The organism is Pseudomonas canadensis (assembly GCF_030980095.1).
Classification (GTDB): domain Bacteria; phylum Pseudomonadota; class Gammaproteobacteria; order Pseudomonadales; family Pseudomonadaceae; genus Aquipseudomonas; species Aquipseudomonas canadensis.
Map to the genome: position 1 here is coordinate 1,340,184 of NZ_CP133298.1, position 25,776 is coordinate 1,365,959.

22 protein-coding genes are annotated in these 25,776 nt (G+C 60.7%); 10 read left to right on the top strand and 12 right to left on the bottom strand.

What is annotated here, in order from left to right; translation table 11 throughout:
- Nucleotides 1-14 precede the first annotated feature (14 nt).
- Nucleotides 15-2,534 carry a glycerol-3-phosphate 1-O-acyltransferase PlsB gene (gene plsB / locus RB216_RS06120; protein WP_028619139.1) on the bottom strand — a complete coding sequence of 840 codons (2,520 nt, stop codon included), beginning with the start codon at nucleotides 2,532-2,534 and terminating at the stop codon, nucleotides 15-17.
- A 182-nt stretch (nucleotides 2,535-2,716) separates the two neighbouring features.
- On the opposite strand from plsB, the gene RB216_RS06125 reads away from it, so the two are divergent.
- Nucleotides 2,717-2,926: a cold-shock protein gene (locus RB216_RS06125; protein ID WP_003219353.1), complete on the top strand. Its 210-nt coding sequence runs from the start codon at nucleotides 2,717-2,719 to the stop codon at nucleotides 2,924-2,926.
- A 183-nt stretch (nucleotides 2,927-3,109) separates the two neighbouring features.
- Here the strand turns inward: RB216_RS06125 and RB216_RS06130 are convergent, their stop codons facing one another.
- From RB216_RS06130 to RB216_RS06145, 4 genes are all read right to left on the bottom strand, one after another.
- Complete coding sequence (locus RB216_RS06130; RefSeq protein ID WP_016975830.1) at nucleotides 3,110-3,487, bottom strand: hypothetical protein; 378 nt, start codon at nucleotides 3,485-3,487, stop codon at nucleotides 3,110-3,112.
- Between the two features lie 54 nt (nucleotides 3,488-3,541).
- The gene (locus RB216_RS06135; RefSeq protein ID WP_028619140.1) at nucleotides 3,542-4,351 is read right to left on the bottom strand and encodes a putative RNA methyltransferase; all 810 of its coding nucleotides are present in this window, start codon (nucleotides 4,349-4,351) and stop codon (nucleotides 3,542-3,544) included.
- Nucleotides 4,351-5,502, bottom strand: coding sequence for a succinyl-diaminopimelate desuccinylase (gene dapE, locus RB216_RS06140; RefSeq protein ID WP_308908428.1), 1,152 nt, complete (start codon nucleotides 5,500-5,502; stop codon nucleotides 4,351-4,353). Before dapE ends, RB216_RS06135 begins: the two co-directional genes overlap by 1 nt.
- 228 nt (nucleotides 5,503-5,730) lie before the next feature.
- Nucleotides 5,731-8,322, bottom strand: coding sequence for a glycosyltransferase (locus RB216_RS06145; protein WP_028619142.1), 2,592 nt, complete (start codon nucleotides 8,320-8,322; stop codon nucleotides 5,731-5,733).
- A gap of 217 nt (nucleotides 8,323-8,539) precedes the next feature.
- Here RB216_RS06145 and tcdA point away from each other — a divergent pair, with 217 nt between their 5' ends.
- Nucleotides 8,540-9,361 (top strand): tRNA cyclic N6-threonylcarbamoyladenosine(37) synthase TcdA, encoded by an 822-nt coding sequence (tcdA, locus tag RB216_RS06150; protein WP_068937593.1) that lies wholly within the window; start codon nucleotides 8,540-8,542, stop codon nucleotides 9,359-9,361.
- Nucleotides 9,362-9,435: 74 nt separating this feature from the next.
- Here the strand turns inward: tcdA and RB216_RS06155 are convergent, their stop codons facing one another.
- The 4 genes from RB216_RS06155 to RB216_RS06170 all read right to left on the bottom strand — a co-directional run bounded on the left by RB216_RS06155 (nucleotide 9,436) and on the right by RB216_RS06170 (nucleotide 12,477).
- Entirely contained in the window at nucleotides 9,436-9,834 is a 399-nt protein-coding gene (locus RB216_RS06155) for a SufE family protein (protein ID WP_236318514.1), read from the bottom strand.
- Nucleotides 9,831-11,036, bottom strand: a complete 1,206-nt coding sequence (locus tag RB216_RS06160; protein ID WP_028619145.1) for an aminotransferase class V-fold PLP-dependent enzyme — start codon at nucleotides 11,034-11,036, stop codon at nucleotides 9,831-9,833. Before RB216_RS06160 ends, RB216_RS06155 begins: the two co-directional genes overlap by 4 nt.
- A gap of 64 nt (nucleotides 11,037-11,100) precedes the next feature.
- Nucleotides 11,101-12,135 (bottom strand): 2,3,4,5-tetrahydropyridine-2,6-dicarboxylate N-succinyltransferase, encoded by a 1,035-nt coding sequence (gene dapD / locus RB216_RS06165; protein ID WP_308908429.1) that lies wholly within the window; start codon nucleotides 12,133-12,135, stop codon nucleotides 11,101-11,103.
- A 33-nt stretch (nucleotides 12,136-12,168) separates the two neighbouring features.
- Nucleotides 12,169-12,477 (bottom strand): arsenate reductase, encoded by a 309-nt coding sequence (locus RB216_RS06170; RefSeq protein WP_236318523.1) that lies wholly within the window; start codon nucleotides 12,475-12,477, stop codon nucleotides 12,169-12,171.
- Between the two features lie 255 nt (nucleotides 12,478-12,732).
- Between RB216_RS06170 and RB216_RS06175 the strand changes: the two genes are divergently transcribed.
- A complete protein-coding gene (locus RB216_RS06175; RefSeq protein WP_028619198.1) occupies nucleotides 12,733-14,376 on the top strand; it encodes a Na+/H+ antiporter in 1,644 nt (547 codons plus the stop codon).
- Nucleotides 14,377-14,389: 13 nt separating this feature from the next.
- On the opposite strand, the gene dapC is transcribed toward RB216_RS06175, so the two are convergent.
- The 3 genes from dapC to map all read right to left on the bottom strand — a co-directional run bounded on the left by dapC (nucleotide 14,390) and on the right by map (nucleotide 19,282).
- Nucleotides 14,390-15,589, bottom strand: coding sequence for a succinyldiaminopimelate transaminase (gene dapC / locus RB216_RS06180; protein ID WP_308908430.1), 1,200 nt, complete (start codon nucleotides 15,587-15,589; stop codon nucleotides 14,390-14,392).
- A gap of 143 nt (nucleotides 15,590-15,732) precedes the next feature.
- Nucleotides 15,733-18,435, bottom strand: coding sequence for a [protein-PII] uridylyltransferase (locus RB216_RS06185; RefSeq protein WP_028619200.1), 2,703 nt, complete (start codon nucleotides 18,433-18,435; stop codon nucleotides 15,733-15,735).
- Nucleotides 18,436-18,499: 64 nt separating this feature from the next.
- Nucleotides 18,500-19,282, bottom strand: coding sequence for a type I methionyl aminopeptidase (gene map / locus RB216_RS06190; RefSeq protein ID WP_016975842.1), 783 nt, complete (start codon nucleotides 19,280-19,282; stop codon nucleotides 18,500-18,502).
- Between the two features lie 387 nt (nucleotides 19,283-19,669).
- Here map and rpsB point away from each other — a divergent pair, with 387 nt between their 5' ends.
- From rpsB to ispC, 7 genes are all read left to right on the top strand, one after another.
- Entirely contained in the window at nucleotides 19,670-20,407 is a 738-nt protein-coding gene (gene rpsB, locus RB216_RS06195) for a 30S ribosomal protein S2 (protein WP_003189158.1), read from the top strand.
- A 203-nt stretch (nucleotides 20,408-20,610) separates the two neighbouring features.
- Entirely contained in the window at nucleotides 20,611-21,474 is an 864-nt protein-coding gene (gene tsf, locus RB216_RS06200; RefSeq protein ID WP_305383905.1) for a translation elongation factor Ts, read from the top strand.
- Between the two features lie 212 nt (nucleotides 21,475-21,686).
- Nucleotides 21,687-22,430 (top strand): UMP kinase, encoded by a 744-nt coding sequence (gene pyrH, locus RB216_RS06205; RefSeq protein WP_003172271.1) that lies wholly within the window; start codon nucleotides 21,687-21,689, stop codon nucleotides 22,428-22,430.
- Complete coding sequence (frr, locus tag RB216_RS06210) at nucleotides 22,427-22,984, top strand: ribosome recycling factor (RefSeq protein ID WP_012722596.1); 558 nt, start codon at nucleotides 22,427-22,429, stop codon at nucleotides 22,982-22,984. Before pyrH ends, frr begins: the two co-directional genes overlap by 4 nt.
- A gap of 17 nt (nucleotides 22,985-23,001) precedes the next feature.
- Nucleotides 23,002-23,757 (top strand): polyprenyl diphosphate synthase, encoded by a 756-nt coding sequence (gene uppS, locus RB216_RS06215; protein ID WP_016974405.1) that lies wholly within the window; start codon nucleotides 23,002-23,004, stop codon nucleotides 23,755-23,757.
- Nucleotides 23,758-24,564, top strand: coding sequence for a phosphatidate cytidylyltransferase (locus tag RB216_RS06220; RefSeq protein WP_028619203.1), 807 nt, complete (start codon nucleotides 23,758-23,760; stop codon nucleotides 24,562-24,564).
- Nucleotides 24,561-25,751 (top strand): 1-deoxy-D-xylulose-5-phosphate reductoisomerase, encoded by a 1,191-nt coding sequence (ispC, locus tag RB216_RS06225; RefSeq protein ID WP_308908431.1) that lies wholly within the window; start codon nucleotides 24,561-24,563, stop codon nucleotides 25,749-25,751. The genes RB216_RS06220 and ispC overlap by 4 nt, the downstream gene beginning before the upstream one ends.
- Nucleotides 25,752-25,776: the final 25 nt, after the last annotated feature.

Below are 25,776 nucleotides of genomic sequence, written 5' to 3' on the forward strand. Positions count from 1 at the left end.
GCGCCTTTTTAAATCTAGCGGGTTTCTTCAGGTGCAGTGGCGTCGGGTTCGACAGGTGCTTCGGCGGCGCCATCCACGCGATGCAACGCCACTTGGCGGATCGACAAGCGAATCTCCGCCGGCAGCACGCGTTTCGCCGCGCCTTCGGCCAATTCGCCGAGCAGGTCGTGATAGCTCAGTTTGCCGGCCTCGTCGCGGCGCAGCACATCTTGCTCCAGCAAGGTCTGGATGAAATGTCGGAAAAGGCTCTTGTCGAAGAATTCCGGGGCGTTGAGGCCATGCAGGATCGACAGGCGCTGGGCCATGATCGTGCACAGGTCTTCCAGTTCTTCGGCGCTGATGCTGCTCTGGCCGCTGTTGAGCAGCAGCGAAATCGCCATGTAGAAGCGTTGCAGGGTCTGGGCAATGCTCTTGGACAGCAAGGTCAACAGCACAAAGTGCCGCGAACTCGGCGCCGGACGCAGGTAGACATTGTTTTCGAAACGCAGCAGGCCCTGTTCGACAAAGGCCTCCAGCCATTGGTCGATTACCGTGTCCAGCTCTTCCAGCGACCAACGAATGAACAGTTCCGATTGCAGGTACGGGTACAACGCGTGGGTGTAACGCAGGATCTGGTCGCGGCTCATCCGTGAGCTGCTCTGGAAGAAGCTCGCCAGCAGCGCCGGCAGGGCAAAGATATGCAAAACGTTGTTGCGGTAATAGGTCATCAGGACGGCGTTCTGCTCGTCCAGGTACAGAATCTTGCCCAGGGCATCACTCTGCTCCGACAGCAGGTCCATGTCCTTCACATGCTTGATCAGCGCCAGGCCATCGCCTTCGGGCAAGGTGGTGTGAGGCGAGTAGGGCACGCGGCGCAGCAACGCCAGGTACAGGTCCAACTGGCGCGCCATGGCTTGTTCGTCCAAGGCCAGGCGGGTGGTGGACAGCAATGCCAGGGCCACGAGGTTTACCGGGTTGACCGCAGCGGCTTCGTTCAAGTGGCGTGCCACCTGTTCGCCGAGGCGGTTGGTGGTTTCGTTGAGCCAGGCCGGCTTGTAGTTCGGACCCAGTTCTTGGGCACGCCAATCCGGTTGCTCGCTGTCGAGGAACTCGGCCAGTTTGATCGGCTCGCCGAAGTTGACCGCGACCTGACCAAAGCGCTGCTTGAGCGCGCCGACCACTTTGAAAATATCGAAGATCGACTCTTTCTTCTTGCTCGCGCCGCGCAACTCGCCCAGGTAGGTGCGGCCTTCGAGTACGCGCTCATAGCCGATATACACCGGCACAAACACGATCGGCATGCGTGAGGAGCGCAAGAAGCTGCGTAGGGTGATCGCCAGCATCCCGGTCTTCGGCTGCAACATGCGTCCGGTACGCGAACGTCCGCCTTCGACGAAGTACTCCACCGGAAAGCCCTTGGTGAACAAGGTGTGCAGGTATTCGTTGAACACTGAGGTGTACAGCGGGTTGCCCTTGAAGGTGCGGCGCATGAAAAACGCACCGCCACGGCGCAGCAGGCTGCCAATCACCGGCATGTTCAGGTTGATTCCGGCGGCGATGTGCGGCGGGGTCAGGCCATTCTTGAACAACAGGTAGGACAGCAAAAGATAGTCGATGTGGCTGCGGTGACAAGGCACGTAGATCACCTCGTAACCCTGGGCAACCTTTTGCACACCTTCGATGTTATTGACCTTGATGCCGTCGTAGATCTTGTTCCAGAACCAGCTCAGTACCACTTCGAGGAAGCGGATCGCCGTGTAGGTGTAGTCCGAGGCGATCTCGTTGCCGTAGCGCAGGGCCTGGGCCTTGGCTTTCTCCGGGCTGATCTTCTCCCGTTCGGCCTCATCGGCAATGGCTTGGCGCACCAGCGGCATGTTGACCAGGCCCTTCACCAGGTTGCGGCGGTGGGACAAATCGGGACCGATCACCGCCGTCTTCAGGTTACGAAAGTGCACGCGCAGGATGCGTTGAGCCATGCGCACGGTACGTTCGTGGCCTTTATTGTGCTCGATCAATTCACGCAGGTTGATAGGCGCAGAGAATTGCACCCGGGTCTTGCGACCGAGGATCAGAATGCTCAACAGCCGGCGCAGACGCCCGGTGACGGCCCAGCTGTCGGCAAACAACAGCTTCCACGGGCTGGATTCGCTCTCGGGGGACTGGCCCCAGAACACGCTGACCGGAATGATTTGTGCATTCTCTTCGGCGTGTTCGGTGAGGGTGTTGACCAGACGCGTCAATGTGGGCGGCGCGCCGCGCTTGTCCTGGCGGCCGAGCCAGTCCGGTTCCGGCGTGAGGTAGAAGAACGCCGCCGGTTCCATCAAGGGGCCTACCGATACCGGCAGCACCGGGCGCGGCAGGCCAGCTTTGGTGCACTCGGCGTCGACCACGGCCAATTCGGTGAGGGAGGGCGATTGCAGGACGTAGAACACCGGCCGGCTGCGGTCCAGGTTAAGGGTCAGGGACGACTGGTTGATCGTCTCCGAGCGGACCCAGAGGTACAACAGTCGGCGCAAGGTGCCGAACACTAGACGGCGGAACGGGGAACGGGTCATAGGCGTGCTGCTTCAAGTGGAAAAAACCGAGCAGGCGCTCGGGCGGGTAGTGTGCCGTATTCGCCGAAAATCGGCAAAAAAGCAGCGATGTAAACTTGAGTTGATCGTTTTTGAGCCTGTCTTATACTCGGCAGTTCAATGCGAGCGACTCAACAATAAAAATGCATGTGGGAGTAAGACAGATGGCAACGCGTGAAACCGGCAATGTGAAGTGGTTCAACGATGCAAAGGGTTATGGCTTTATCCAGCGCGAAGACGGCAAGGATGTGTTTGTGCACTACCGTGCCATTCGCGGTGAGGGCCACCGCTCTCTGGCTGAGGGCCAGCAAGTGGAATACGCCGTGGTGACCGGCGAGAAGGGGTTGCAGGCGGAGGATGTGGTCGGCCTGTAAGGCCGAGATGTGGGACCGAGCTTGCTGTGGTGAGCGGGCTTGCCCCGCGCTGGGCTGCGAAGCAGCCCTAAACCCTTACGCCGCAGAGTGCCTGACACAACGCGGCGTTCTTGTTGGGGCTGCTGCGCAGCCCAGCGCGGGGCAAGCCCGCTCACCACACAAGCACTTCCCACCTATTCAGGGTCAGGCGGTTTTCCAGGTGATCTGTTCTTCACCGTCTTCGCTGATGCGAATCCAGGTGTCAGCGCTTTCCTCACCTTCTTCCTCAACCCAAGTCCCCGGCGCGCAACGCACTTCCACGTTCAGCGCAGCAAACGCCGCGCGGGCGCAGGCGATGTCGTCGTCCCATGGGGTCTGGTCGCTTTCCAGGTACAGGCTGTTCCATTTGCCGACGGCTTTGGGCAGCCAAGTGATGGGCACATTGCCGGCTTTGCATTTGTAGGTCTGGCCTTTCTGGACCCAGTCGGAGCACGGGCCCAGGGCGGCGCCCAGCCAGGCGGCGATGGCCTTGTGGTCGACGTCGGCGTCCTTCAGGTAAATCTCGATATCGGGTTGGCGCATGGATGTTCCTCGTTGCGGGATTCGAAAATCCATTCGCGGATACTGGAAAGTCAGTTATTGAAGCACGAAATAGTCGTAGCGCATCGACACAGTGACCACCAGCGGCTCAGCCGCCTCAATCACCTGTGCGCGACGCTCGGCGCTGGCACGCCAGCCGTGTGGGGTCATGGCCAGCAGGTTGGCGCGGTCCTGGGGCTCGGCGAGGCTCAGGGTGAATTCCAGCGTCTCGCTGTGCGCCAGGCTCATGCCATCCGGCACCAGGGCCAGGTGCTTGTCGTCGGTGTACTCGCGCACTTCGTCGTACAGGCGTTCGCGCAGTTCCATCAGGTGACCGCTGGTCGGGCCGACCTTCATTAACCCACCGCCGGGGCTGAGCAGGCGCTTGGCCTCTTCCCAGTCCAATGGGCTGAACACGCTGGCGAGAAACTGGCAGCTGCCTGACGCCAACGGCACACGGGCCATGCTCGCGATCAGCCAGGTCAGCGCTGGGGTGCGCTTGCAGGCACGCTTGACTGCTTCCTTGGAGATATCCAGCGCGTAGCCATCGGCGTGGGGCAGGGCGTCGGCGATCTGCGCGGTGTAGTAACCCTCGCCACAGCCGATGTCGACCCAGCGCGCCGGGGCACGTTCTGCGGCCAGTTCGGCCAGGCGTTTGGCCACTGGGGCGTAGTGCCCGGCGTTGAGGAAGTCGCGGCGCGCCTCCACCATCGCCAAGTTATCGCCCGGGTCGCGGCTGTTCTTGTGCTGCACCGGCAACAGGTTCAAGTAACCCTGGCGTGCGCGGTCGAAACGATGTCCGGCCGGGCACGCCACGCCATTGTCCACCGCGGTGAGCGGGGCGCTGCAAAGAGGGCACGCGAGCATCAGGCGAGCAACTTGATCAGGGTCTGGTAGTAGATTTCGGTCAGCACATCGAGGTCACTGGCGAGGATGCGCTCGTTGACCTGGTGGATTGTCGCGTTGACCGGGCCCAACTCGACCACTTGCGTACCCAACGTGGCGATGAAACGCCCATCAGAAGTACCGCCGCTGGTGGACGCCTGGGTTTCGCGACCGGTGATCGCCTTGATGCTGGCTGAGACCGCATCCAGCAACGCGCCCGGTTCGGTGAGGAACGGCAGGCCCGACAGCGCCCACTCCACGTGCCAGTCCAGACCGTGTTTGTCGAGGATCGCCGCAACGCGCTGCTGCAGGCCTTCGACGGTGGACTCGGTGGAGAAGCGGAAGTTGAACACTGCCGTCAGGTCACCGGGAATCACGTTGGTCGCGCCGGTACCGGAGTTGAGGTTGGAGATTTGGAAACTGGTGGGCGGGAAGAAGGTGTTGCCGTCGTCCCAGTGCTCAGCGGCTAATTCGGCCAGGGCCGGCGCAGCCAGGTGGATCGGATTCTTCGCCAGGTGCGGGTAGGCCACGTGGCCTTGTACGCCGCGCACCGTCAGGGTGGCGCCGAGGGAACCGCGACGGCCGTTCTTGACCACATCGCCCACCAGCGTAGTGCTCGATGGTTCGCCGACGATGCACCAGTCCAGGCGCTCCTTGCGTGCGGCCAGGCGTTCGATCACGGCTTTGGTGCCATGGTGCGCCGGGCCTTCTTCATCGCTGGTGATCAGGAAGGCCACCGAGCCCTTGTGGTCCGGGTAGTCGGCGACAAAACGCTCCGACGCCACCAGCATCGCGGCCAGGCTGCCTTTCATGTCTGCTGCGCCACGCCCGCAAAGCATGCCGTTTTCATCGATCAACGCGTCGAACGGGTCGTTTTGCCAGGCCTGCACCGGGCCGGTTGGCACCACGTCGGTATGACCGGCGAAGCACAGCACCGGGCCTTCGTGATTGCCATGGGTGGCCCAGAAGTTGTCCACGTCTTCGATGCGCATGGGCTCAAGCGCAAAACCGGCGTCGCCCAGGCGCTGCATCATCAGCTTCTGGCAATCGGCGTCAATCGGCGTGACCGATGGGCGACGGATCAGGTCGATGGCAAGTTGAAGGGTCGGCGAAAGGTCGGCATGGGCCGTCATGGGGGGAACTCCGGGAAGCATATTATGGGGCGGCAACGTTCTACTGTAGGAGCCGGCTTGCCGGCGATGTTCGCAAGGGCAGCGCGCCTCTTTCAGACAGAGCGCGTCATCGTTGACGTCCATCGCTGGCAAGCCAGCTCCTACAGTTAAAGCAAGGCGTGCAAAACGGCCGTTATCTTATAGCAAAACGGCGGCCAGAGGCCGCCGTTTAGTGCATTGCGCAAGTTTTTACACGGCTGTGACAGGCTCAGCCTTCGCCGCAGGTTTCGGCAACGAAGACAGGAACGCCATGATCAGTGCCGCCACATACGGCAGCGACTGCACCAGCAACATCACCACCCAGAAGCGGATGTCATTGCTCGGCAGGCCCTGCACCAGGTAAATCCCCAGCGCCGCGCCCCACAACAGCAGCATGATGAACATTTCTTCGCGGGCTTCGGAAATCGCCACCCAGAAGCCGTGGTTATCCGCGTTTTTCGGTGTGCGGAAGAACGGAATGCTGGTGGTGAAGAAGCCATACAACACCGCCTTGGCAATCGTGTGTGACAACGCCAGGCCGGCCAGGGCCGCGCAAAACGCATCCTTCAAGTTCACGCCTACCGCGCGACGGTAGAGGAAAATGATCTTGCCCACCTTGAACACAAACAATGCCAACGGCGGGATCGCGAAAATCAGCAGCGGCGGGTCAACCCGCGTCGGCACGATGATCATCGCCGCCGACCACAACAACGCGCCGACGGTGAAGAAGATGTTCATGCCATCCGCCACCCACGGCAACCAGCCCGCGAGGAAGTGGTAACGCTGGCCACGGGTCAACTCGGTGTCCTTGCCGCGCAGGAGGCTTGCGGTGTGACGCTTGATGATCTGGATCGCGCCGTAAGCCCAGCGGAAACGCTGTTTCTTGAAGTCGATAAACGTATCCGGCATCAAGCCCTTGCCGTAACTGTCGTGGTAATACGCCGCCGACAGGCCTTTCTCGAATACGCGTAGGCCCAGTTCGGCGTCTTCACAGATGCACCAGTCGGCCCAGCCCAGTTCTTCAAGCACCGAGCGACGGGTCATGGTCATGGTGCCGTGCTGGATGATCGCGTCACGGTCGTTGCGGGTGACCATGCCGATATGGAAGAAGCCCTTGTATTCCGCGTAGCAGAGCTTCTTGAAGGTGCTTTCGTTCTGGTCGCGATAATCCTGCGGCGACTGCACCACGGCGATTTTCGGGTCGGCGAAGTGCGGGACCATGTGCTTGAGCCAGTTCGGTGATACGCAGTAGTCGGAGTCGATCACCGCGATCACTTCGGCGTCCTTGGCGGTGTGCGGGATCAGGTAGTTCAGCGCACCACCCTTGAAACCGGCCAGGGGCGCGACGTGGAAGAACTTGAAGCGCGGACCGAGGGTTTCGCAATAGTCGCGCACCGGCTCCCACACCGCTGGGTCCTTGGTGTTGTTGTCGATGATCAGGACTTCGTAGTCCGGGTAATCCAGGGCGGCCAGGGCGTCGAGGGTCTGTTTGACCATCTCCGGCGGCTCGTTGTAGCACGGCACGTGGATCGACACTTTCGGGCGGTAGTCCGAATCCCCCTCGACCGGCAGGAATTCACGCCGACGCTTGTGGGTCCACACCGCTTCCGCCAGTTCGTGGGCTTCGGTCAGCAACACGATAAACACGCCCAAGGCGCCGAGGGCGAGCAGGATGCCCACGGTGACACTGAACCAGGTGCTGTATTGCTGGCTGTAGTCGTAGCCGATCCACACCAGCACCGAACCGCAGAGGAACGCGATAAAGGTCAGGAAGGTACGACCACGCTGGCGCAGGGCCGAGCCGTCGATCATCAGCAGGGTCAGGGACAGCAGCGCGAGCACCACCGAGCCGATGGCCAGCACGCGCCATTGCGGGATCGCGACCACCGGCCCTTCAAAGTTGAATTTCTGCTGGCGTGCGGCGTTGTACACGCCCCAGTAAGCGCCCGCCGAGCCTTCGTCGCTGACTTTCCACGGCTGATCGAAGGCCTCGATCACGAAGTAGTTGAAGCCCTGGCGATTCAGCTTGTTCACCAGCGTCCGCAGGTAGATCGCCTGGTCGGCCGGGGAGGTTTCATTGCCCCCGCGCATGCGGCCGTTGCTCGGCCAGCCCACTTCCGACAGCAACAGCGGTTTTTTCGGGAACAGTTTCTTCAGGTCGCGGGCGCGGTCGAGTACGTACTGGCCGGCCTTGTCCATCGGGATGTATTCCCAGAACGGCAGTATGTGCGCGGCGATCAGGTCGACGTGCTTGGCCAATTGCGGGTTCTTTTCCCAGATATGCCACTGCTCGGACGTGGTCACCGGTACTTTCACGGCGGCGCGCACGCGGTCCAGCAGCACGATCAGCGCTTCAGGGGTGATTTCTTCACGGAACAGCGCTTCGTTACCGACCACAACCCGCACGACACTGCGCGAGCTGTTGGCTATTTCGATGGCGCGCTGGATTTCTCGCTCGTTGCGCTCAAGGTCCGGGCTGATCCAGATCCCCAGGGTCACACGCAGGCCGAACTCTTCGGCCAGCTTGGGAATATCTCCCAGGGTGCCGTCGACCGAGTAGGTACGGATGTTGTCCGTCAGCTTGCTCATGATCTCGAGGTCGCGACGCATCTGGTCGTCGGTCGGGTACTGGTCCTTCTGCGGATACTGGCCTTGCTGGAACGGCGAGTAGGAAAAACCGGAGATCTGTTCAGGCCAGTTGGGGGTGGTGACGGGGCGGTTGATCAGCGCCCAGAAACCGGTGAACAGCGCGGCGATTGCCAGCACGATCACCAGGTTGAGTCCAAATTTACGCGATGCCATGGCTATCTCGGGTTCCAAAGGGTGTGGAACGAAAAGAGGTGTCGGCCTACGCCGAACGGCGCGCATCCTACACCGGCCCTTCCCTGACCGTACAGCAAGCAGAGAAAAACCGGACATTAGTCCGCGAAAGACCATCTAAGTTCTTTACTTGTAGCTTGTCGCTTCGAACTTGTCGCTGCGTAGTCCATAATGCGCGCCGGTTTTTGGGGTAATGGTCATGAGTACAGAAGATCCGCGGTTTGCAGGCGTCGCCCGCTTGTATGGCATTGAAGGCCTGGAACGCTTGAAGGCGGCCCATGTGGCGATCGTCGGCGTCGGCGGCGTGGGCTCCTGGGCGGCGGAAGCCGTGGCCCGTTGCGGAGTGGGCGAGATTTCGCTGTTTGACCTGGATGATGTCTGCGTCAGCAACAGCAACCGCCAGTTGCACGCGCTGGACAGCACCGTGGGCAAGCCCAAGGTCGAGGTGATGGCTGAGCGCCTGCGCGGCATCAACCCGGATTGCACCGTTCATGCGGTGGCGGACTTCGTGACCCGTGACACCATGGCCGAATACATCACGCCGGACATCGACTGCGTGATTGACTGCATTGACGCGGTGAATGCCAAGGCCGCGCTGATTGCCTGGTGCAAGCGCCGCAAGATCCAGATCATCACCACCGGCGGCGCTGGTGGGCAGATTGACCCGACGTTGATCCAGGTCTGCGACTTGAACCGCACCTTCAATGACCCGTTGGCGTCGAAAGTGCGCTCGACCCTGCGCCGCGACTACAACTTCTCTCGCACGGTGACTCGTCATTACAGCGTGCCGTGTGTGTTTTCCACCGAACAGCTGCGCTATCCCAAGCCGGACGGCAGCATTTGTTTGCAGAAGAGTTTTGTCGGGGATGGCGTGAAGCTGGACTGCGCGGGCGGCTTTGGTGCGGTGATGATGGTGACGGCCACCTTTGGCATGGTGGCGGCGACCAAGGCTGTGGACAAGATTGTGGCCGGGGTGCGCAGGCCATCCGAGCGGATCAAACCCACAATCCAACCCTTGTAGGAGCCGGCTTGCCGGCGATAGAGGCCTTGAGTCTTGTGGTGTCGGTCAGGTCCTCATCGCCGGCAAGCCGGCTCCTACAGGGAGCGCATGCGCTGCAAGACTGCGTTTAGGCCATTGCTGCGTGACGGCGAGAGTTGGCGGGACAGCCCCAGCTGATTGAACCAGTCAGGCAAGTCCACCGCCTGCAACTCAGCCGCCGACAACCCATTGACCCGCGCCAGCAGCAACGCCACCAACCCACGAATAATCCGTGCATCACTGCTGGCGGCGAACTGCCAGTGGCCATCGTGCAACTGCCCGACCAGCCACACCAGGCTTTCGCAGCCCTGTACGAGATTGGCGTCGACTTTATCCTCATCGGGCAGGGCAGGTAGACGCTCGCCCCATTGCATCAGCATCCGCGCGCGCTGCTCCCAACTGCCGACGGCCTGGAAGGCTTCAAGCGCGGCAACGGCCTCTACCGGCAAGCTCATCGCAGCATGTCCAGGGACTGGTCCAGCGCTTCGAAGAAGCGTTCCAGGTCATCGGAATCGTTATACAGCGCCAGGGACACACGAATCGCCCCCGACAGATGCATCGCCTTGAGCAACGGCATGGCGCAGTGATGCCCGGCGCGCACGGCAATGCCTTGCTCGGTCAGCAGATGAGCGAGGTCGGCGTTATGCACGCCCTCCACGACAAAACTCACCAGAGCGACCTGCGGTGATCCGAGTACGCGCACGCCATTGCGCGCGTTGAGTCCGCGCAACAAGTAGTCATGCAGCGCCGCTTCGTGGGCAACGACGGCCTGCTGGTCCAGCGAACTCAGGTAATCCAGGCTGGCGCCCAGGCCAATCACGCTGGCAATCGGTGGTGTACCGGCCTCAAAACCCAGCGGCGCAGGGCGAAAGCTGGCGCTGTGGTAGTCGGCCTGCTGCACCATCTCGCCGCCAAACTGCCAGTGGCGCAGGTGGTGCAGGGCTTCGTTGCGACCAAACAGCACGCCAACGCCATCCGGGCCATACAGCTTGTGGCTGGAAAATACATAGAAGTCGCAACCCAGGGCCTGCACGTCGTGACGACCATGGACGATACCTTGGGCGCCGTCGATCACGGTCAGCGCGCCGTGTGGCTGAGCGAGTGCCAGCAAGGCTTCCAGCGGCTGCCAGGCGCCGAGCACGTTGGACAGCTGGCTCACTGCCAATAACCGTGTACGCGGACCGATCAGCTCGGCAGCGGCAGCCAGGTCGATCACGCCGTCATCGCCCAGCGGCAGTACCACCAGGTTCAGTGCGCGGCGCTTGGCCAATTGCTGCCAGGGCAGCAGGTTGGCGTGGTGTTCCAGGGCGCTGATGACAATCTCATCGCCCGCATTGAATAAGTGCTCAAGGCCATAGGCCAGGAGGTTCAGCGCTGAAGTTGCGCCGTGGGTGAATACGATCTGCCCGCTGTCGCCTGCATTCAACCACTGCGCGACCTTGCTGCGGCTGTCTTCAAACGCCTGGGTCGCATGGGCGCCTGGCAAATGCTGGGCCCGGTGCACATTGGCTGCGCCGTTGGCGTAGTAATGGCTGATGGCATCCAACAAAGCCTGGGGTTTTTGCGTGGTGGCGGCGTTGTCCAGGTAGGTCTGGTCTTGCCGTTGCAGGGTGGCGATGGCCGGAAAGTCGGCGCGCCAGGGGGAGGGCACTAGCATGGTGTTCAAGACTCGTATAAGCGAGCCCCAGGGTCGGGGCCCGCTAGTGGCATCGAGTGGCTGCTTAGTTGTGAGCGTGCAGCGCTTCGTTCAGTTCGATGGCCGATTTGTGGGTTTTGCACTCCACGGCACCGGTCTCGGAGTTACGGCGGAACAGCAGGTCCGGCTGGCCGGCCAGCTCACGCGCCTTGACCACCTTGACCAACTGGTTCTGCTCGTCCAGCAACGCAACCTTGGTGCCGGCGGTGACGTACAGTCCCGACTCCACCGTGTTGCGGTCGCCCAACGGGATACCGATACCGGCGTTGGCGCCGATCAGGCAGCCTTCGCCGACCTTGATCACGATGTTGCCGCCGCCCGACAGGGTGCCCATGGTGGAGCAACCGCCGCCCAGGTCCGAGCCCTTGCCGACGAATACGCCCGCCGATACACGGCCTTCGATCATGCCCGGGCCTTCGGTGCCGGCGTTGAAGTTGACGAAGCCTTCGTGCATCACGGTGGTGCCTTCGCCCACGTAGGCGCCCAGGCGGATGCGTGCTGCGTCAGCGATACGCACGCCGCTCGGCACCACGTAGTCGGTCATTTTCGGGAACTTGTCCACCGAGAACACTTCCAGCAGCTCGCCACGCAGGCGGGCTTCCAGTTGGCGCTCGGCCAGTTCGTTGATGTCGATCGCGCCCTGGCTGGTCCAGGCCACGTTTGGCAACTGCGGGAACACATCGGCCAGGCTCAGGCCATGGGGCTTGACCAGGCGGTGGGACAGCAGGTGCAGCTTGAGGTAGGCCTCAGGCGTGGAGGTCAGTGCGGCGTCTTCGGCCAGCAGGGTGGCGACCAGCGGTGTGTGGCTTTCGGCCAGGCGGTTGAGCAGCGCGGCTTGGGTGGCGTCGACATTCTTGAGCGCATCAGCCAGTTGCAGCGCTTGGCTGATGGTGAAGGTGATCGCCTGGTTGCCTTCGGTGTAGCCGAGGATCGGCGCGATGGCGTTGATGATTTCTGCCGACGGGTTGAGCAGCGGTTGTGCGTAAAACACTTCCAGCCAAGCACCTTGGCGGTTCTGAGTGCCGACGCCGAAGCCCAGGCTGAACAGGGAATTGGACATGCTGTTACCTCTACAAAAATGGAAAGGGCTGGCCTACTTGAGGGCCGCCGAATAACTATCTGGCTTGAAGCCAATCAGGGTTCTGTCACCGAGATCCAGCACCGGGCGCTTGATCATCGAAGGTTGTGCGAGCATCAATTCAATGGCTTTCGACTGATCGAGATCGGCTTTGCGTTCGTCTTCGAGTTTGCGAAAGGTGGTGCCCGCACGGTTCAAAACCACCTGCCAACCGTGCTCGTCGCACCATTGGGTCAAGTGTTCGCGGTCGATACCGGCCGTTTTGTAGTCGTGAAACTCATAGTTGACGCCGTGCTCATCGAGCCAGGTGCGCGCCTTTTTCATGGTGTCGCAGGCTTTGATGCCGAAAAGGTGCAACGTTTTGCTTGAAGCGGTCAAGGAATTGCCCCCCTTTGGACCAAGTAGAAACGAAAGGTCACGGATTATGCCATGACCAGCGCGTTTGGGTGCCGCTCGTCAGCGCTGTGCGACTTTTGTGCAAAAGCCAGCGAGTAACATAGCCGGGTAATATGGCACTTCAACGGCCAGTTGTTGCCTGATGTGTGTCGTTGCAAGTCGATTGTCCGGGAAAACCGCGTTATGCAAACCGCCTACACCGTTCTTATCCTGCTGATGCTGGTCAGCGTTTCGCGTCTGGTCGGGCGTGTCATTCCTCTGCCGTTGCCCTTGGTACAGATTGCCGCCGGTGCCTTGCTGGCCTGGCCGACGCTGGGGCTGCATGTGGCGCTGGACCCGGAGTTGTTCCTGTTTCTGTTCTTGCCGCCGTTGCTGTTCTCCGATGGCTGGCGTATGCCCAAGCGAGAGTTGTGGCGCCTGCGCGGGCCGATCCTGACACTGGCCGTGGGCTTGGTGCTGTTTACCGTGGTGGGCGCCGGTTACTTCATCCATTGGATTTTGCCGACGATCCCGCTGCCGGTGGCCTTCGCCCTAGCGGCCGTGTTGTCGCCGACGGATGCCGTGGCGGTGTCGGCCATTTCCCAGAATCGCTTGCCCACGCCGCTGATGCACATGCTCCAGGGCGAGGCCTTGATGAATGATGCCTCGGGCCTGGTGACCTTCAAGTTCGCCCTGGCGGCGGCGTTGACTGGGGTGTTTTCCCTGGCGGATGCCAGCCTCACATTCGTCTTGGTGGCTGTCGGTGGTCTGGCGGTCGGCGTGGCCCTGAGTTGGCTGGTCGGCCGGTTGCGCGCGTGGATGATCGCCCGGGGCTGGGACGACCCGGCAACTCACGTGGTGTTCATGTTGCTGCTGCCGTTTGCGGCCTATGTGCTGGCCGAACGGCTGGGGGCTTCGGGCATTTTGTCGGCGGTGGCGGCGGGCATGATGCAGAGCTGGCTCGACCTGCTGCCGCGCCAGACCAGCACGCGGCTGCTCAATCGCAGCGTGTGGTCGTTGCTAGAGTTCGCCTTCAATGGGTTGATCTTCCTGCTGCTGGGCCTGCAACTGCCGGACATCATCAAGGCGGTGGTCAGCCATGAGCCGACACTGTGGCCGACACTGTTTTATCGCTGCCTGGATGTGGTCGCGATCTTCCTGGTGCTGGTGGTGCTGCGCTTTATCTGGGTGCAGAGCATCTGGCGGCTGTCGGGTTTGCTGCGCAGGCTACGGGGGAAAAGCGAACTGACGCTGGTACCGACCGCCCGGTCCTGCTGGCTGTTGACGGTCGGTGGGGTGCGCGGTGCGGTGACGCTGGCGGGTGTGATGTCGGTGCCGTTGCTGCTGGCGCCAGGGCAGGATTTTCCCGAACGTGACTTGCTGATCTTCATCGCGGCGGGCGTGATTCTGTTGTCGCTGATTGCCGCCTGTATCGCCTTGCCGCTGTTGTTGCGCGGTATCGAAAAGAGTCCCGACGAAAAGCGCCACAACGAGGTGCGCGAAGCCTGGAAGAAGACTGCCGTCGCGGCCATCCATGCGCTTGAAGCGGATGAGCCCGCAGAAGCCGAAACCCCGGACGCCGCGCAGGCCGCGCTTGCCACAGAGCTCAAGGCACGGCTGATGTCGGAATATCGCCATCAATTGGACGTGTTCAACGACTCCGCCGAAGCCCAGGCGCTTGCACGGCAGATGGACCTGCTGGAGCGCAAGCTGCGGCTCAAGGCCCTGCGGGCGCAGCGCTTGGAGTTGTACAGCCTGAGCCGTCACCACCAGATTGGTGATGACGTGCTGCGTGAGGTGCTGGCGGAGTTGGATATGAGTGAGGCGAATCTGGGGCAGGTGAAGTGACCCTGATCGCGCCTTAGAGGCGACGTTGAATAAACTCGCGAATGCGCTCAGCCGCTTCCACACACTCCGCCAACGGCGCAACCAACGCCATGCGCACACGACCGGCGCCAGGGTTGAAGCCATCCACTTCCCGCGACAGGTACGAACCCGGCACGACGGTCACATGTTCTTCCACGAACAGGTCGCGGCAGAAGGCAGCGTCGTCGCCATTCACATTCGGCCACAAATAGAAGCCGCCATCTGGGCTCTCTACGTCCAGTACCGGCTTGAGAATCGCCAGTACTGCGTCGAATTTCTCGCGATACAAGTCACGATTGGCCAGCACGTGGGCTTCGTCCTGCCAGGCCGCAATGCTGGCCAGTTGCGTTTGTACCGGCATCGCACAGCCATGGTAGGTGCGGTACAGCAGGAAGGCCTTGAGGATGTCCGCGTCGCCGGCCACAAAACCAGAACGCAGGCCCGGCAGGTTGGAGCGCTTGGACAGGCTGTGGAACACGACGCAGCGCTTGAAGTCCTGGCGGCCCAGTTCGACGCACGCGCTCAACAGCCCAGGCGGCGGGGTTTGTTCGTCGAAGTACAGTTCGCTGTAGCACTCGTCGGCGGCGATGACGAAGTCGTATTCGTCGGCCAGGGCGATGAGTTTTTTCAGGGTGTCGACCGGGATCAGCGCACCGGTAGGGTTGCCGGGCGAGCACAGGAACAGGATCTGGCAGCGCTTCCAGATGTCCGGCGTCACGGCGTCGAAGTCCGGGTTGAAGCCATTGGCGTCCAGGCATGGCAGGTAGTGCGGCTTGGCCCCGGCCAGGAACGCGGCGCCTTCGTAGATCTGGTAGAACGGGTTCGGGCTGACCACCAGTGCGTCGTCGCCACGGTTGACCACGGTCTGGGTGAAGGCGAACAGCGCTTCGCGGGTGCCATTGACCGGCAAGATGTTGCGCGCCGGGTCGAGCCAGCCCTTGGGCACGTTGAAGCGACGCTCGCACCAGGCACCGATGGCTTCGCGCAGGGCCGGAATGCCCAGGGTGGTCGGGTACACGGCCATCTGGTCGAGGTTGTTGCTCAATGCTTCAGCCACGAAGGTGGGCGATTTATGTTTCGGTTCGCCGATGGACAGCGCGATCGGGGGCTTGTCGGGGTTCGGCGTGACGCTGCCCAGCAGGGCGCGCAGTTTCTCGAACGGGTAGGGCTGGAGCTGGTTCAGGGCGTTGTTCATGTAAGCCTCTATGACGGTGTACACAGACCGTGTAGGAGCTGGCTTGCCAGCGATGGCATCGCGTCGGTGTACCTGATACACCAAGGTGTTCGCATCGCCGGCAAGCCGGCTCCTACAAAGGGCGTGTTTACAAAGTTAAAAATTCATATGGTCAGGCGTGTCAGCTCGACGCCGGGTTCCTGGGTGACGCTTAGCTGCTGGACGATGGCTTCCTGCAGGCGCAGGCACAGTTCCGGGTCGGACAACGGCTGGTTGTCGGCATCGGTAATGAAGAACACGTCTTCCACGCGCTCGCCGAGGGTCGCAATCTTGGCGTTCTGCAATGACAGGTCGAACTCCAGGAAAATCCCGCCGATGCGTGCCAGCAGGCCCGGACGATCCGGAGCGCTGAGTTCCAGCACCGTCACCGGGCGCTGGGCGTCATTGGAAATGGTCACCTGTGGCGCAAACGCAAAGTGCTTGAGTTGGCGCGGTACCCGACGCTGGATGATGGTCGGGTAGTCGTCAGGGTTGCGCAGGGCCTCGGTCAGGCCTTCGCGGATCTTTTTCACCCGTGCCGGGTTGTCGCCAATCGAGTCGCCATCGGTGTCGAGCACGATATAGGTGTCGAGGGTGAACTGGCTGCTGGAGGTGATGACGCGGGCGTCATGGATGTTCAGGTTGAGCTGGTCCATGGCCGCCACGGTCACGGCGAAGAAGTCGTGCTGGTCCGGCGCATAGATGAAGATCTGCGTGCCGCCTTCGAATTCGCGCTGGGTGGTTTCCTTGATCAGCACCAGCGGGCCGCCATCGGCGGGCTGTTGCAGGATTGCGTCAGTGTGCCAGGCGACATCGCCGGCGGTGTGGCGCAGGAAGTAATCGTCACCCAGTTGCGACCACAACTGTTCCACGTCGTCCGGATCGTTGCCGCCGCGCACCAGAATGTCCAAGGCCGCGCTTTGGGTGCGGCGGATCTGCTCTTCGCGGTCCACCGGGTTCTCCAGGCCGCGGCGCAAGGCGCGCTTGGTCTCGGTGTAGAGCTGGCGCAACAGGCTGGCGCGCCAGGAGTTCCACAGTGTCGGGTTGGTAGCGTTGATGTCGGAGACAGTCAGCACGTACAGATAGTCGAGGCGGGTTTCATCGCTGACGATCTGCGCAAAGTCGTGGATCACCTGCGGGTCGGACAAGTCCTTGCGCTGGGCGGTGGTCGACATCACCAGATGGTTCTGCACCAGCCAGACGATCAGGCGGCTGTCCCAAACGGGCAACTGATGACGCTGGCAGAAGGCTTCGGCGTCAACCGCACCCACCTCGGAGTGGTCCCCATGCCGGCCCTTGCCGATGTCGTGGTACAGGCCGGCCAGGTAGATCAGCTCGGGCTTGGGCAGTTTGGCCATGAGTTTGCTGGCTAGCGGGAATTTCTCTGACACTTGCGTGTACTGAAGCTTACGCAGGTGCTTGATCAGGTTCAGGGTGTGGGCGTCCACGGTATAGATGTGGAACAGGTCGTGCTGCATCTGACCGACGATAAAACCGAACTCCGGCAGATAACGCCCTAGGATGCCGTAACGGTTCATGCGCCGCAGGTTGCGGTGGATGCCGATCTTGCACTTGAACAGCTCGATGAACAGGCTGGTGTTGCGGATATCGTTGCGGAAATCGTCGTCGATCAGGTGACGGTTCTCCCGCAGCAAGCGGATGGTGTCTGCGCGCACGCCTTTGATTTCCGGCTGCTGGGCCATCAGCACGAAGATTTCCAGCATGGCGAACGGCGTGCGGCGGAACACGTTGTCGTTGCGCGCCTCGATATAGCCGTCATGCAACTGGAAGCGCGCGTTGATCGGCTGCGGCGGCGCTTCGTCTTCGGGGGCCAGGATCACCTCTTCGAAGTGCTGGATGATCAGGTCGCTGAGCTGGGCAATGCTCATGACCACCCGGTAGTACTGCTGCATGAAGCTTTCGATGCTGGTCTTCGCGTCCTCGCCTTCAAAACCCAGCAGGGTGGCGATGGAACGCTGGTGGTCGAACAGCAGGCGGTCTTCGGAGCGCCCGGCGAGCATGTGCAGGGCGTAGCGCACTTTCCACAGGAATTCCTGGGACGAGGCCAGCAAGGCGTTTTCGCTCTCCACCAGGAAACCCTCGCCGGCCAGGGCGCGCAGGTTCAGGGTGCCGTACTGGCGACGGGCAACCCACAAAATCGTCTGGATGTCGCGCAGCCCGCCGGGCGAGCCTTTGACGTTGGGTTCCAGATTGTATTCGGTGTCGTTGTACTTGTGGTGCCGGGCCTTTTGCTCGGCACGCTTGGCCAGGAAGAAGTCCTTGCTCGGCCACATGTGTGCGGTGCTGGTGACTTCGAGCATGCGCTGGCGCAGGCGCTCGGGGCCAGCGATGGTGCGGCTTTCCATCAGGTTGGTGATGACGGTGAGGTCGGCGCGGGCCTCTTCGGCGCATTCGTCGACCGAGCGCACGCTTTGGCCGACTTCCAGGCCGATGTCCCACAGCAGCGTCAGAAAACGCTCGATGGAATCGCGAAAGATCTCATGATCTGCACTGTCCAGCAGGATCAGCAGGTCGATGTCGGAATAGGGGTGCAACTCGCCACGCCCGTAGCCGCCGACCGCCACCAGGGCAATGTCGGCGTCTTCGCTCCAACTGAACTGTTCCCAGGCCTTTTGCAGGATGTTATCGACGAACCAGGCGCGGTCCTCGATCAGCCGGCGGATGTCCCGGCCACTGCGAAAGCGCTCGTCGAGCACTTCACGGGCCTGGCGGATAGCCTTCTTGAACGCGGCAATTGGGCTCGCTTTCAGGGCCAGTTCGGCCTGGAACTGGCCACGGTCGAAGAGTTCGGGATCCACCTGGGGCATCGATCGGCTTTCCTTTCTATCTAACAGTCAGTCACAACACAGTGGGGGAAAACCTGGGTGATCCTTACGCGGAAACGCGGGGGATCGTGTCGTCCGCACGCAGCGTGAAGATCTCGTAGCCGGTTTCGGTGACCAGCAGGGTGTGTTCCCACTGGGCCGAGAGCTTGCGATCCTTGGTGATAGCGGTCCAGCCGTCGCCCAGCACCTTGGTGTCGGCCTTGCCCTGATTGATCATCGGCTCGATGGTGAAGGTCATGCCTGCTTTGAGTTCCATGCCGGTGCCTGCGCGGCCATAGTGCAGGATCTGCGGCTCTTCGTGGAATACGGTACCGATACCGTGGCCGCAGAATTCGCGCACCACCGAGAAACCATTCTTTTCAGCGTGCTTCTGGATCACTTCGCCGATGTCCCCCAGGCGGCAGCCGGGTTTCACGATCTCGATGGCCTTGTACATGCATTCCTGGGTGACTTGGGACAGGCGCTCGGCCCAGACCGGCACATTGCCGACGTGGAACATGCGGCTGGTGTCGCCGAAGTAGCGGTCCTTGATCACGGTAACGTCGATGTTCAGGGTGTCGCCGTCCTTCAACGGTTTGTCACCTGGAATCCCGTGGCAGACTACGTGGTTGACCGAAGTGCAGATCGACTTGGGGAAGCCCTTGTAGTTCAGCGGGGCAGGGATGGCACCCTGTACATTGACTATATAGTCGTGGCAGATCTGGTTCAGGGTTTCGGTGGTGACGCCGGGCTTGACGTGTTCGGCAATCATTTCCAGCACGTCGGCAGCCAGTTTGCCGGCGATGCGCATGCCAGCGATGTCTTCGGCGGTTTTCAAGCTAACGGTCATACAGGCTCTCTCTAGCGCGATGCGCTGAAATCAATACGGTTTACGGGCGTGCGACAAAAGGTTGCAAAATTCGCACAAGCCACAGAAAACGCGATTCTAACAGACGATGGCCTCAAATCATGAGCCTCTGATGATCGCTTCTCTCTATAAGGTAGGGCTATATCAGGTCTATTCAAGGGGTTACACGAAAGCGCGCTGCGGCAAGTGTGATTGCGTATTCCGTTTTTGCCGATGCTGTGGTATAAAATGCGCCGCTTTCCGGGGATGCCCCGCAGAGCTTAAATCCACACACGTGTCGACACGATGACCTGGGTGCCGGAGGCCTTGATGCCGCTGGTTGGTCATTGGGATACGTGGAGGCCAAACCCGACTTATTAAGGAACTATCATGTCCCAAGTCAATATGCGCGATATGCTGAAGGCCGGTGTGCACTTCGGTCACCAGACCCGTTACTGGAACCCGAAAATGGGTAAATACATTTTCGGCGCGCGTAACAAGATCCACATCATCAACCTTGAAAAAACCCTGCCAATGTTCAACGAAGCTCTGACTTTCGTAGAGCGTCTGGCCCAGGGCAAAAACAAGATTCTGTTCGTCGGCACCAAGCGTTCCGCTGGCAAGATCGTTGCTGAAGAAGCAGCACGTTGCGGTTCGCCGTACGTCGATCATCGCTGGTTGGGCGGCATGCTGACCAACTTCAAAACCATCCGTGCTTCCATCAAGCGTCTGCGTGACCTTGAAGTACAAGCCGAAGACGGTACTTTCGCCAAGCTGACCAAGAAAGAAGCGCTGATGCGCTCCCGTGACCTGGAAAAGCTCGATCGTTCCCTGGGTGGTATCAAGGACATGGGCGGTCTGCCTGACGCACTGTTCGTTATCGACGTTGATCACGAGCGCATCGCGATCACCGAAGCCAACAAGCTGGGCATCCCGGTTATCGGCGTAGTCGATACCAACAGCAGCCCGGAAGGCGTTGACTACATCATCCCAGGCAACGATGACGCAATCCGCGCTATCCAGCTGTACATGGGTTCGATGGCTGACGCTGTAATCCGTGGTCGCAACCACGTTGCTGGTGGTACCGAGCAGTTCGTTGAAGAAGCTCCGGTAGCTGCCGCTGAGTAATTGACGCCCTGGCGTTGACTCAGTAAGCAAAAAGGGGGCTTGGCCCCCTTTTTGCCACCTCGAAAACCGTTTGTCGGCGCCCACTTGTGGCAGCGCAACCTAGCGACTGTAACGTGCAGCGGCCTACAACGGAGATTCGGGAAGAATTGATCGCCCGTTTGATCGGGTGGAATGGTTGAAAACCTATCCAAGAGGATTTTGAAATGGCAGAGATTACTGCAGCGTTGGTTAAAGAACTGCGTGAGCGTACTGGCGAAGGCATGATGGATTGCAAAAAGGCCTTGACCAAGGCCGGCGGCGACATCGAAAAAGCCATCGACGACATGCGTGCCTCGGGCGCCATCAAGGCCGCCAAGAAAGCTGGCAACGTCGCTGCTGAAGGCGCTATCGCTCTGGTTGAAGACGGTAAAGCTGCCGTTCTGCTGGAAGTGAACTCGCAGACCGACTTCCTGGCCCTGCAAGACGACTTCAAGGCATTCGTTGCTGCCAGCGTCAAGAAAGCATTCGACGATAAGCTGACCACCGTTGAGCCTCTGATCGAAGCGCAAGAAGCTGATCGCCTGGTATTGGTCGGCAAGGTTGGCGAAAACGTCAACATCCGTCGCCTGACTCGCGTTGAAGGTGATGTGGTTGGTGGTTACCTGCACGGCAACAAGATCGGTGTCGCGGTTGTTCTGAAAGGCGGCGACGTTGAGCTGGCCAAAGACATCGCTATGCACGTTGCTGCAAGCAACCCTGAATTCCTGCTGCCTTCGGAAGTTTCCGAAGAAGCCATCGAACGCGAAAAAGCTGTGTTCCTGAGCCTGAACGCCGACAAGATCGCCGGCAAGCCAGAAAACATCGTTGAAAACATGATCAAAGGCCGTATCAGCAAGTTCCTGGCTGAAGCGAGCCTGGTTGAGCAGGCGTTCGTCAAGAACCCTGAAGTCAAGGTTGGCGAACTGGCCAAGAAAGCCGGTGCTGAAATCGTTTCCTTCACTTACTACAAAGTAGGCGAAGGCATCGAGAAGCCGGTCGACAACTTCGCTGAAGAAGTTGCTGCCCAGCTGGCTGCCGCCAAGCAATAAGACAGTTTTCAACTGTCGCCCAAAAGAGGCTGCCCGCTCACGCGCGCAGCCTCTTTTCAAATGGGAAGGCCGATTTTAATTGGCTTCCCTTCGGAACTGGCTTACAAAGCCGTGTTCCGATGGCGCTGTAGCAGCGTCCAGCTAGAGTGAACGCAAGCCGTAAAACGGCTCGCCAAGATTTTTTAAAAAATACGCCGCAGGAGAGATTCGCAATGGCTCAGCAGGGCAGTGGTTATCAGGCTCGCTATAAACGCATTCTACTCAAGCTTAGCGGCGAGGCCCTGATGGGCTCGGAAGAGTTCGGGATCGATCCCAAAGTACTCGACCGCATGGCGCTGGAAGTCGGCCAACTGGTCGGCATCGGCGTACAGGTCGGCCTGGTAATCGGTGGCGGCAACCTGTTCCGCGGTGCGGCGCTGAGTGCTGCTGGTATGGACCGTGTTACCGGCGACCACATGGGCATGCTGGCCACTGTGATGAATGCTCTGGCAATGCGTGACGCCCTGGAGCGTGCCAACATCTCGGCTATCGTGATGTCGGCTATTTCCATGGTTGGCGTGACCGATCACTATGACCGCCGCAAAGCCATGCGCCACCTGAACGCCAAGGAAGTGGTGATCTTCGCCGCCGGTACGGGCAACCCGTTCTTCACCACCGACTCCGCAGCCTGCCTGCGCGCCATCGAAATCGATGCTGACGTTGTGCTGAAGGCAACCAAGGTGGATGGTGTATACACTGCCGATCCATTCAAAGACCCGCATGCCGAGAAGTTCGATCATCTGACCTACGATGAAGTACTGGATCGCAAGCTGGGCGTGATGGACCTGACGGCTATTTGCCTGTGCCGCGACCACAAGATGCCGCTGCGCGTATTTAACATGAACAAGCCCGGCGCCCTGCTGAATATCGTACACGGCGGCGCAGAAGGGACTCTGATCGAGGAAGGCCAACAATGATCAACGAAATCAAGAAAGACGCCCAGGCGCGTATGCAGAAATCCCTGGAATCTCTGAGCCACGCATTCGGCCAGATCCGTACCGGCAAGGCGCACCCAAGCATCCTGGGCAGTGTGATGGTGCCTTACTACGGTTCCGATACCCCGATCAGCAGCGTCGCCAATATCACTGTTAAAGACTCGCGCACCCTGCAAGTCGTCGCGTTCGAGCGCAACATGCTGGGTGCTGTCGACAAGGCCATCCAGAGCGCCGGTTTGAACCTCAACCCGACCAATCTGGGTGAGTTGTTGCTGATTTCCATGCCGGCCCTGACCGAAGAAACCCGCAAGGGCTTCACCAAGCAGGCGCGCAGCGCAGCCGAAGACGCCCGTGTTGCTGTGCGCAACATCCGTCGTGATGCCTTGGGTGACTTGAAGAAACTGGTCAAGGACAAGGAGATCAGTGAAGACGAAGAGCGTCGTGCCACCGCCGATATCGACAAGCTGACCAAGGATGCCGAGGCCCAAATCACCAAGGCCACCGAAGAAAAAGAAAAGGACCTGATGGCCGTATAAGGGGTCAGGACGCCTTCATGGAAAAGACCAAGCAGACTGTACCCTCTGTGGTGCCGCGCCATGTCGCGATCATCATGGATGGGAATAATCGCTGGGCGAAGAAGCGCTTTATGCCGGGTGTTGCCGGGCATAAAGCGGGTGTCGATGCGGTTCGGGCTGTGATCGAGGTGTGCGCCGAGGCCAAGGTCGAGGTGTTGACCTTGTTCGCCTTCTCCAGTGAGAACTGGCAGCGGCCCGCTGAAGAAGTCAGCGCCTTGATGGACCTGTTCTTCAAGGCCTTGCGTCGTGAAGCCAAGCGCCTCAACGACAACAACATCAGCCTGCGCATCATCGGCGATCGCTCGCGCTTTCATCCCGAACTGCAAGCCGCCATGCGCGAAGCCGAGGCCATTACGGCCGGGGCCAATCGATTTGTGCTGCAGATCGCTGCCAACTACGGTGGCCAGTGGGATATCGCCCAGGCTGCACAGCGTCTGGCGCGTGAGGTGCAGGCCGGTCATCTTCGGCCCGACGACATCACCCCCGAACTGTTGCAAACCTGCCTGGTGACCGGCGACCTGCCGCTGCCAGACCTGTGCATCCGTACCGGTGGTGAGCACCGCATCAGCAATTTCTTGCTGTGGCAGCTGGCGTACACCGAGCTGTACTTCTCCGACCTGTTCTGGCCGGACTTCAAACACGATGCCATGCGTAACGCGTTGGCCGATTTCGCTTCCCGTCAGCGTCGCTTCGGTAAAACGAGCGAGCAGATCGAAGCTGGAGCCCGGGTTTAAATGCTTAAACAACGAATCATCACAGCACTGATCCTGTTGCCGATCGCCTTGTGTGGGTTTTTCCTGCTCGACGGTTCCGCCTTTGCGCTGTTTATCGGCCTGGTGGTCACCCTGGGTGCCTGGGAATGGGCGCGCCTGGCGGGTTTCAGCGCGCAATTGCCGCGCGTTGTGTATGCCGCTGTCGTCGCTGCCTTGGCGTTCCTCCTGTACATCCTGCCGGACATAGCGCCCTGGGTGTTGGGGGCGGCGGTGCTGTGGTGGGCGCTGGCGACATTCCTGGTGTTGACCTATCCGGGCACCAGCAGCAAGTGGTCCAGTGTGGCCTGCAAACTGGTGATCGGTTTGTTGATCCTGCTACCGGCCTGGCAAGGGCTGGTGGAGATCAAGCGTTATCCAATGGGTAACTGGCTGATCCTGGCGGTTATGGTGCTGGTCTGGGGCGCAGATATCGGCGCGTACTTTTCCGGTCGGGCCTTCGGCAAGCGCAAGTTGGCGCCGGCGGTCAGTCCAGGCAAGAGCTGGGAGGGCGTGTATGGCGGCCTGGCGTTGACCCTGGTGATCACGCTGGTCGTCGGTGTGGTGCGTGACTGGTCGGTGAAGGAAATTTTCCTGGCACTGCTGGCCACTGCCATTGTCGTGTTCATCTCGGTCGTAGGTGATCTCACTGAAAGCATGTTCAAGCGTCAGGCCGGGATCAAGGACAGCAGCAACCTGCTGCCGGGTCATGGCGGTGTGCTGGACCGTATCGACAGCCTGACCGCGGCCATCCCGATCTTTGCCGTACTGTTGTGGATGACCGCTTCGTGAGCCGCCTGCAGCAAGTCACCGTGCTCGGTGCAACCGGCTCGGTGGGGTTGAGCACCCTGGACGTGATAGCTCGTCATCCAGATCGCTACCAAGTCTTTGCCCTGACCGGTTTTACCCGCCTGAGCGAACTGCTGGCGTTGTGCGTGCGTCACGCGCCGCGCTTTGCCGTGGTGCCTGAGGCCGCTGCGGCCCGGAGCCTGCAGGATGATCTGCGGGCTGCCGGGCTTGCCACTCAAGTGCTGGTGGGGGAGGCGGGGCTGTGCCAGGTCTCGGCCGATGCTGAAGTGGATACCGTGGTCGCCGCTATTGTCGGCGCTGCGGGCCTGCGTCCAACTTTGGCTGCCGTGGATGCTGGCAAGAAAATCCTGCTGGCCAATAAAGAAGCATTGGTCATGTCTGGTGCGCTCTTCATGCAGGCGGTACGCAAAAGCGGGTCCGTGCTGCTGCCACTCGATAGCGAGCACAACGCAATCTTCCAGTGCATGCCTGGCGACTATGCTCGCGGCTTGAGCCAGGTGGGCGTACGCCGGATCCTGCTGACCGCCTCTGGTGGTCCGTTCCGACAGACACCGCTGGCTGAGTTGGAGCACGTATCGCCCGACCAGGCGTGCGCTCATCCGAACTGGTCCATGGGGCGCAAGATCTCCGTGGATTCGGCGAGCATGATGAACAAAGGCTTGGAGCTGATCGAGGCGTGCTGGTTGTTCGATGCGCGCCCGGATCAGGTCGAGGTGGTGATTCACCCACAAAGTGTGATTCATTCTCTCGTTGATTACGTGGATGGCTCGGTCCTGGCGCAGTTGGGCAACCCAGATATGCGCACGCCGATTGCCAATGCCCTGGCCTGGCCAGAGCGGATCGACTCGGGCGTAGCGCCTTTGGACCTGTTTGCCGTGGCCCGTCTGGACTTCGAGGCGCCGGACGAGCAGCGCTTCCCCTGCCTGCGACTGGCGCGGCAAGCGGCTGAAGCGGGTAACAGTGCACCGGCAATGCTGAATGCGGCCAACGAAGTGGCTGTGGCAGCGTTTCTCGAACGGCGCATCCGCTTTCCGCAGATCGCGAGTATTATCGAGGACGTCCTGGCGCTTGAGCCTATCGTGGCGGTGAATGATCTGGCGGCAGTGTTCGAGGCGGATACCAAGGCCCGAGCCTTGGCAGAACAATGGTTGAGCCGCAACGCGCGTTAGCCTGATCTTCAGGCACTGGATTGGA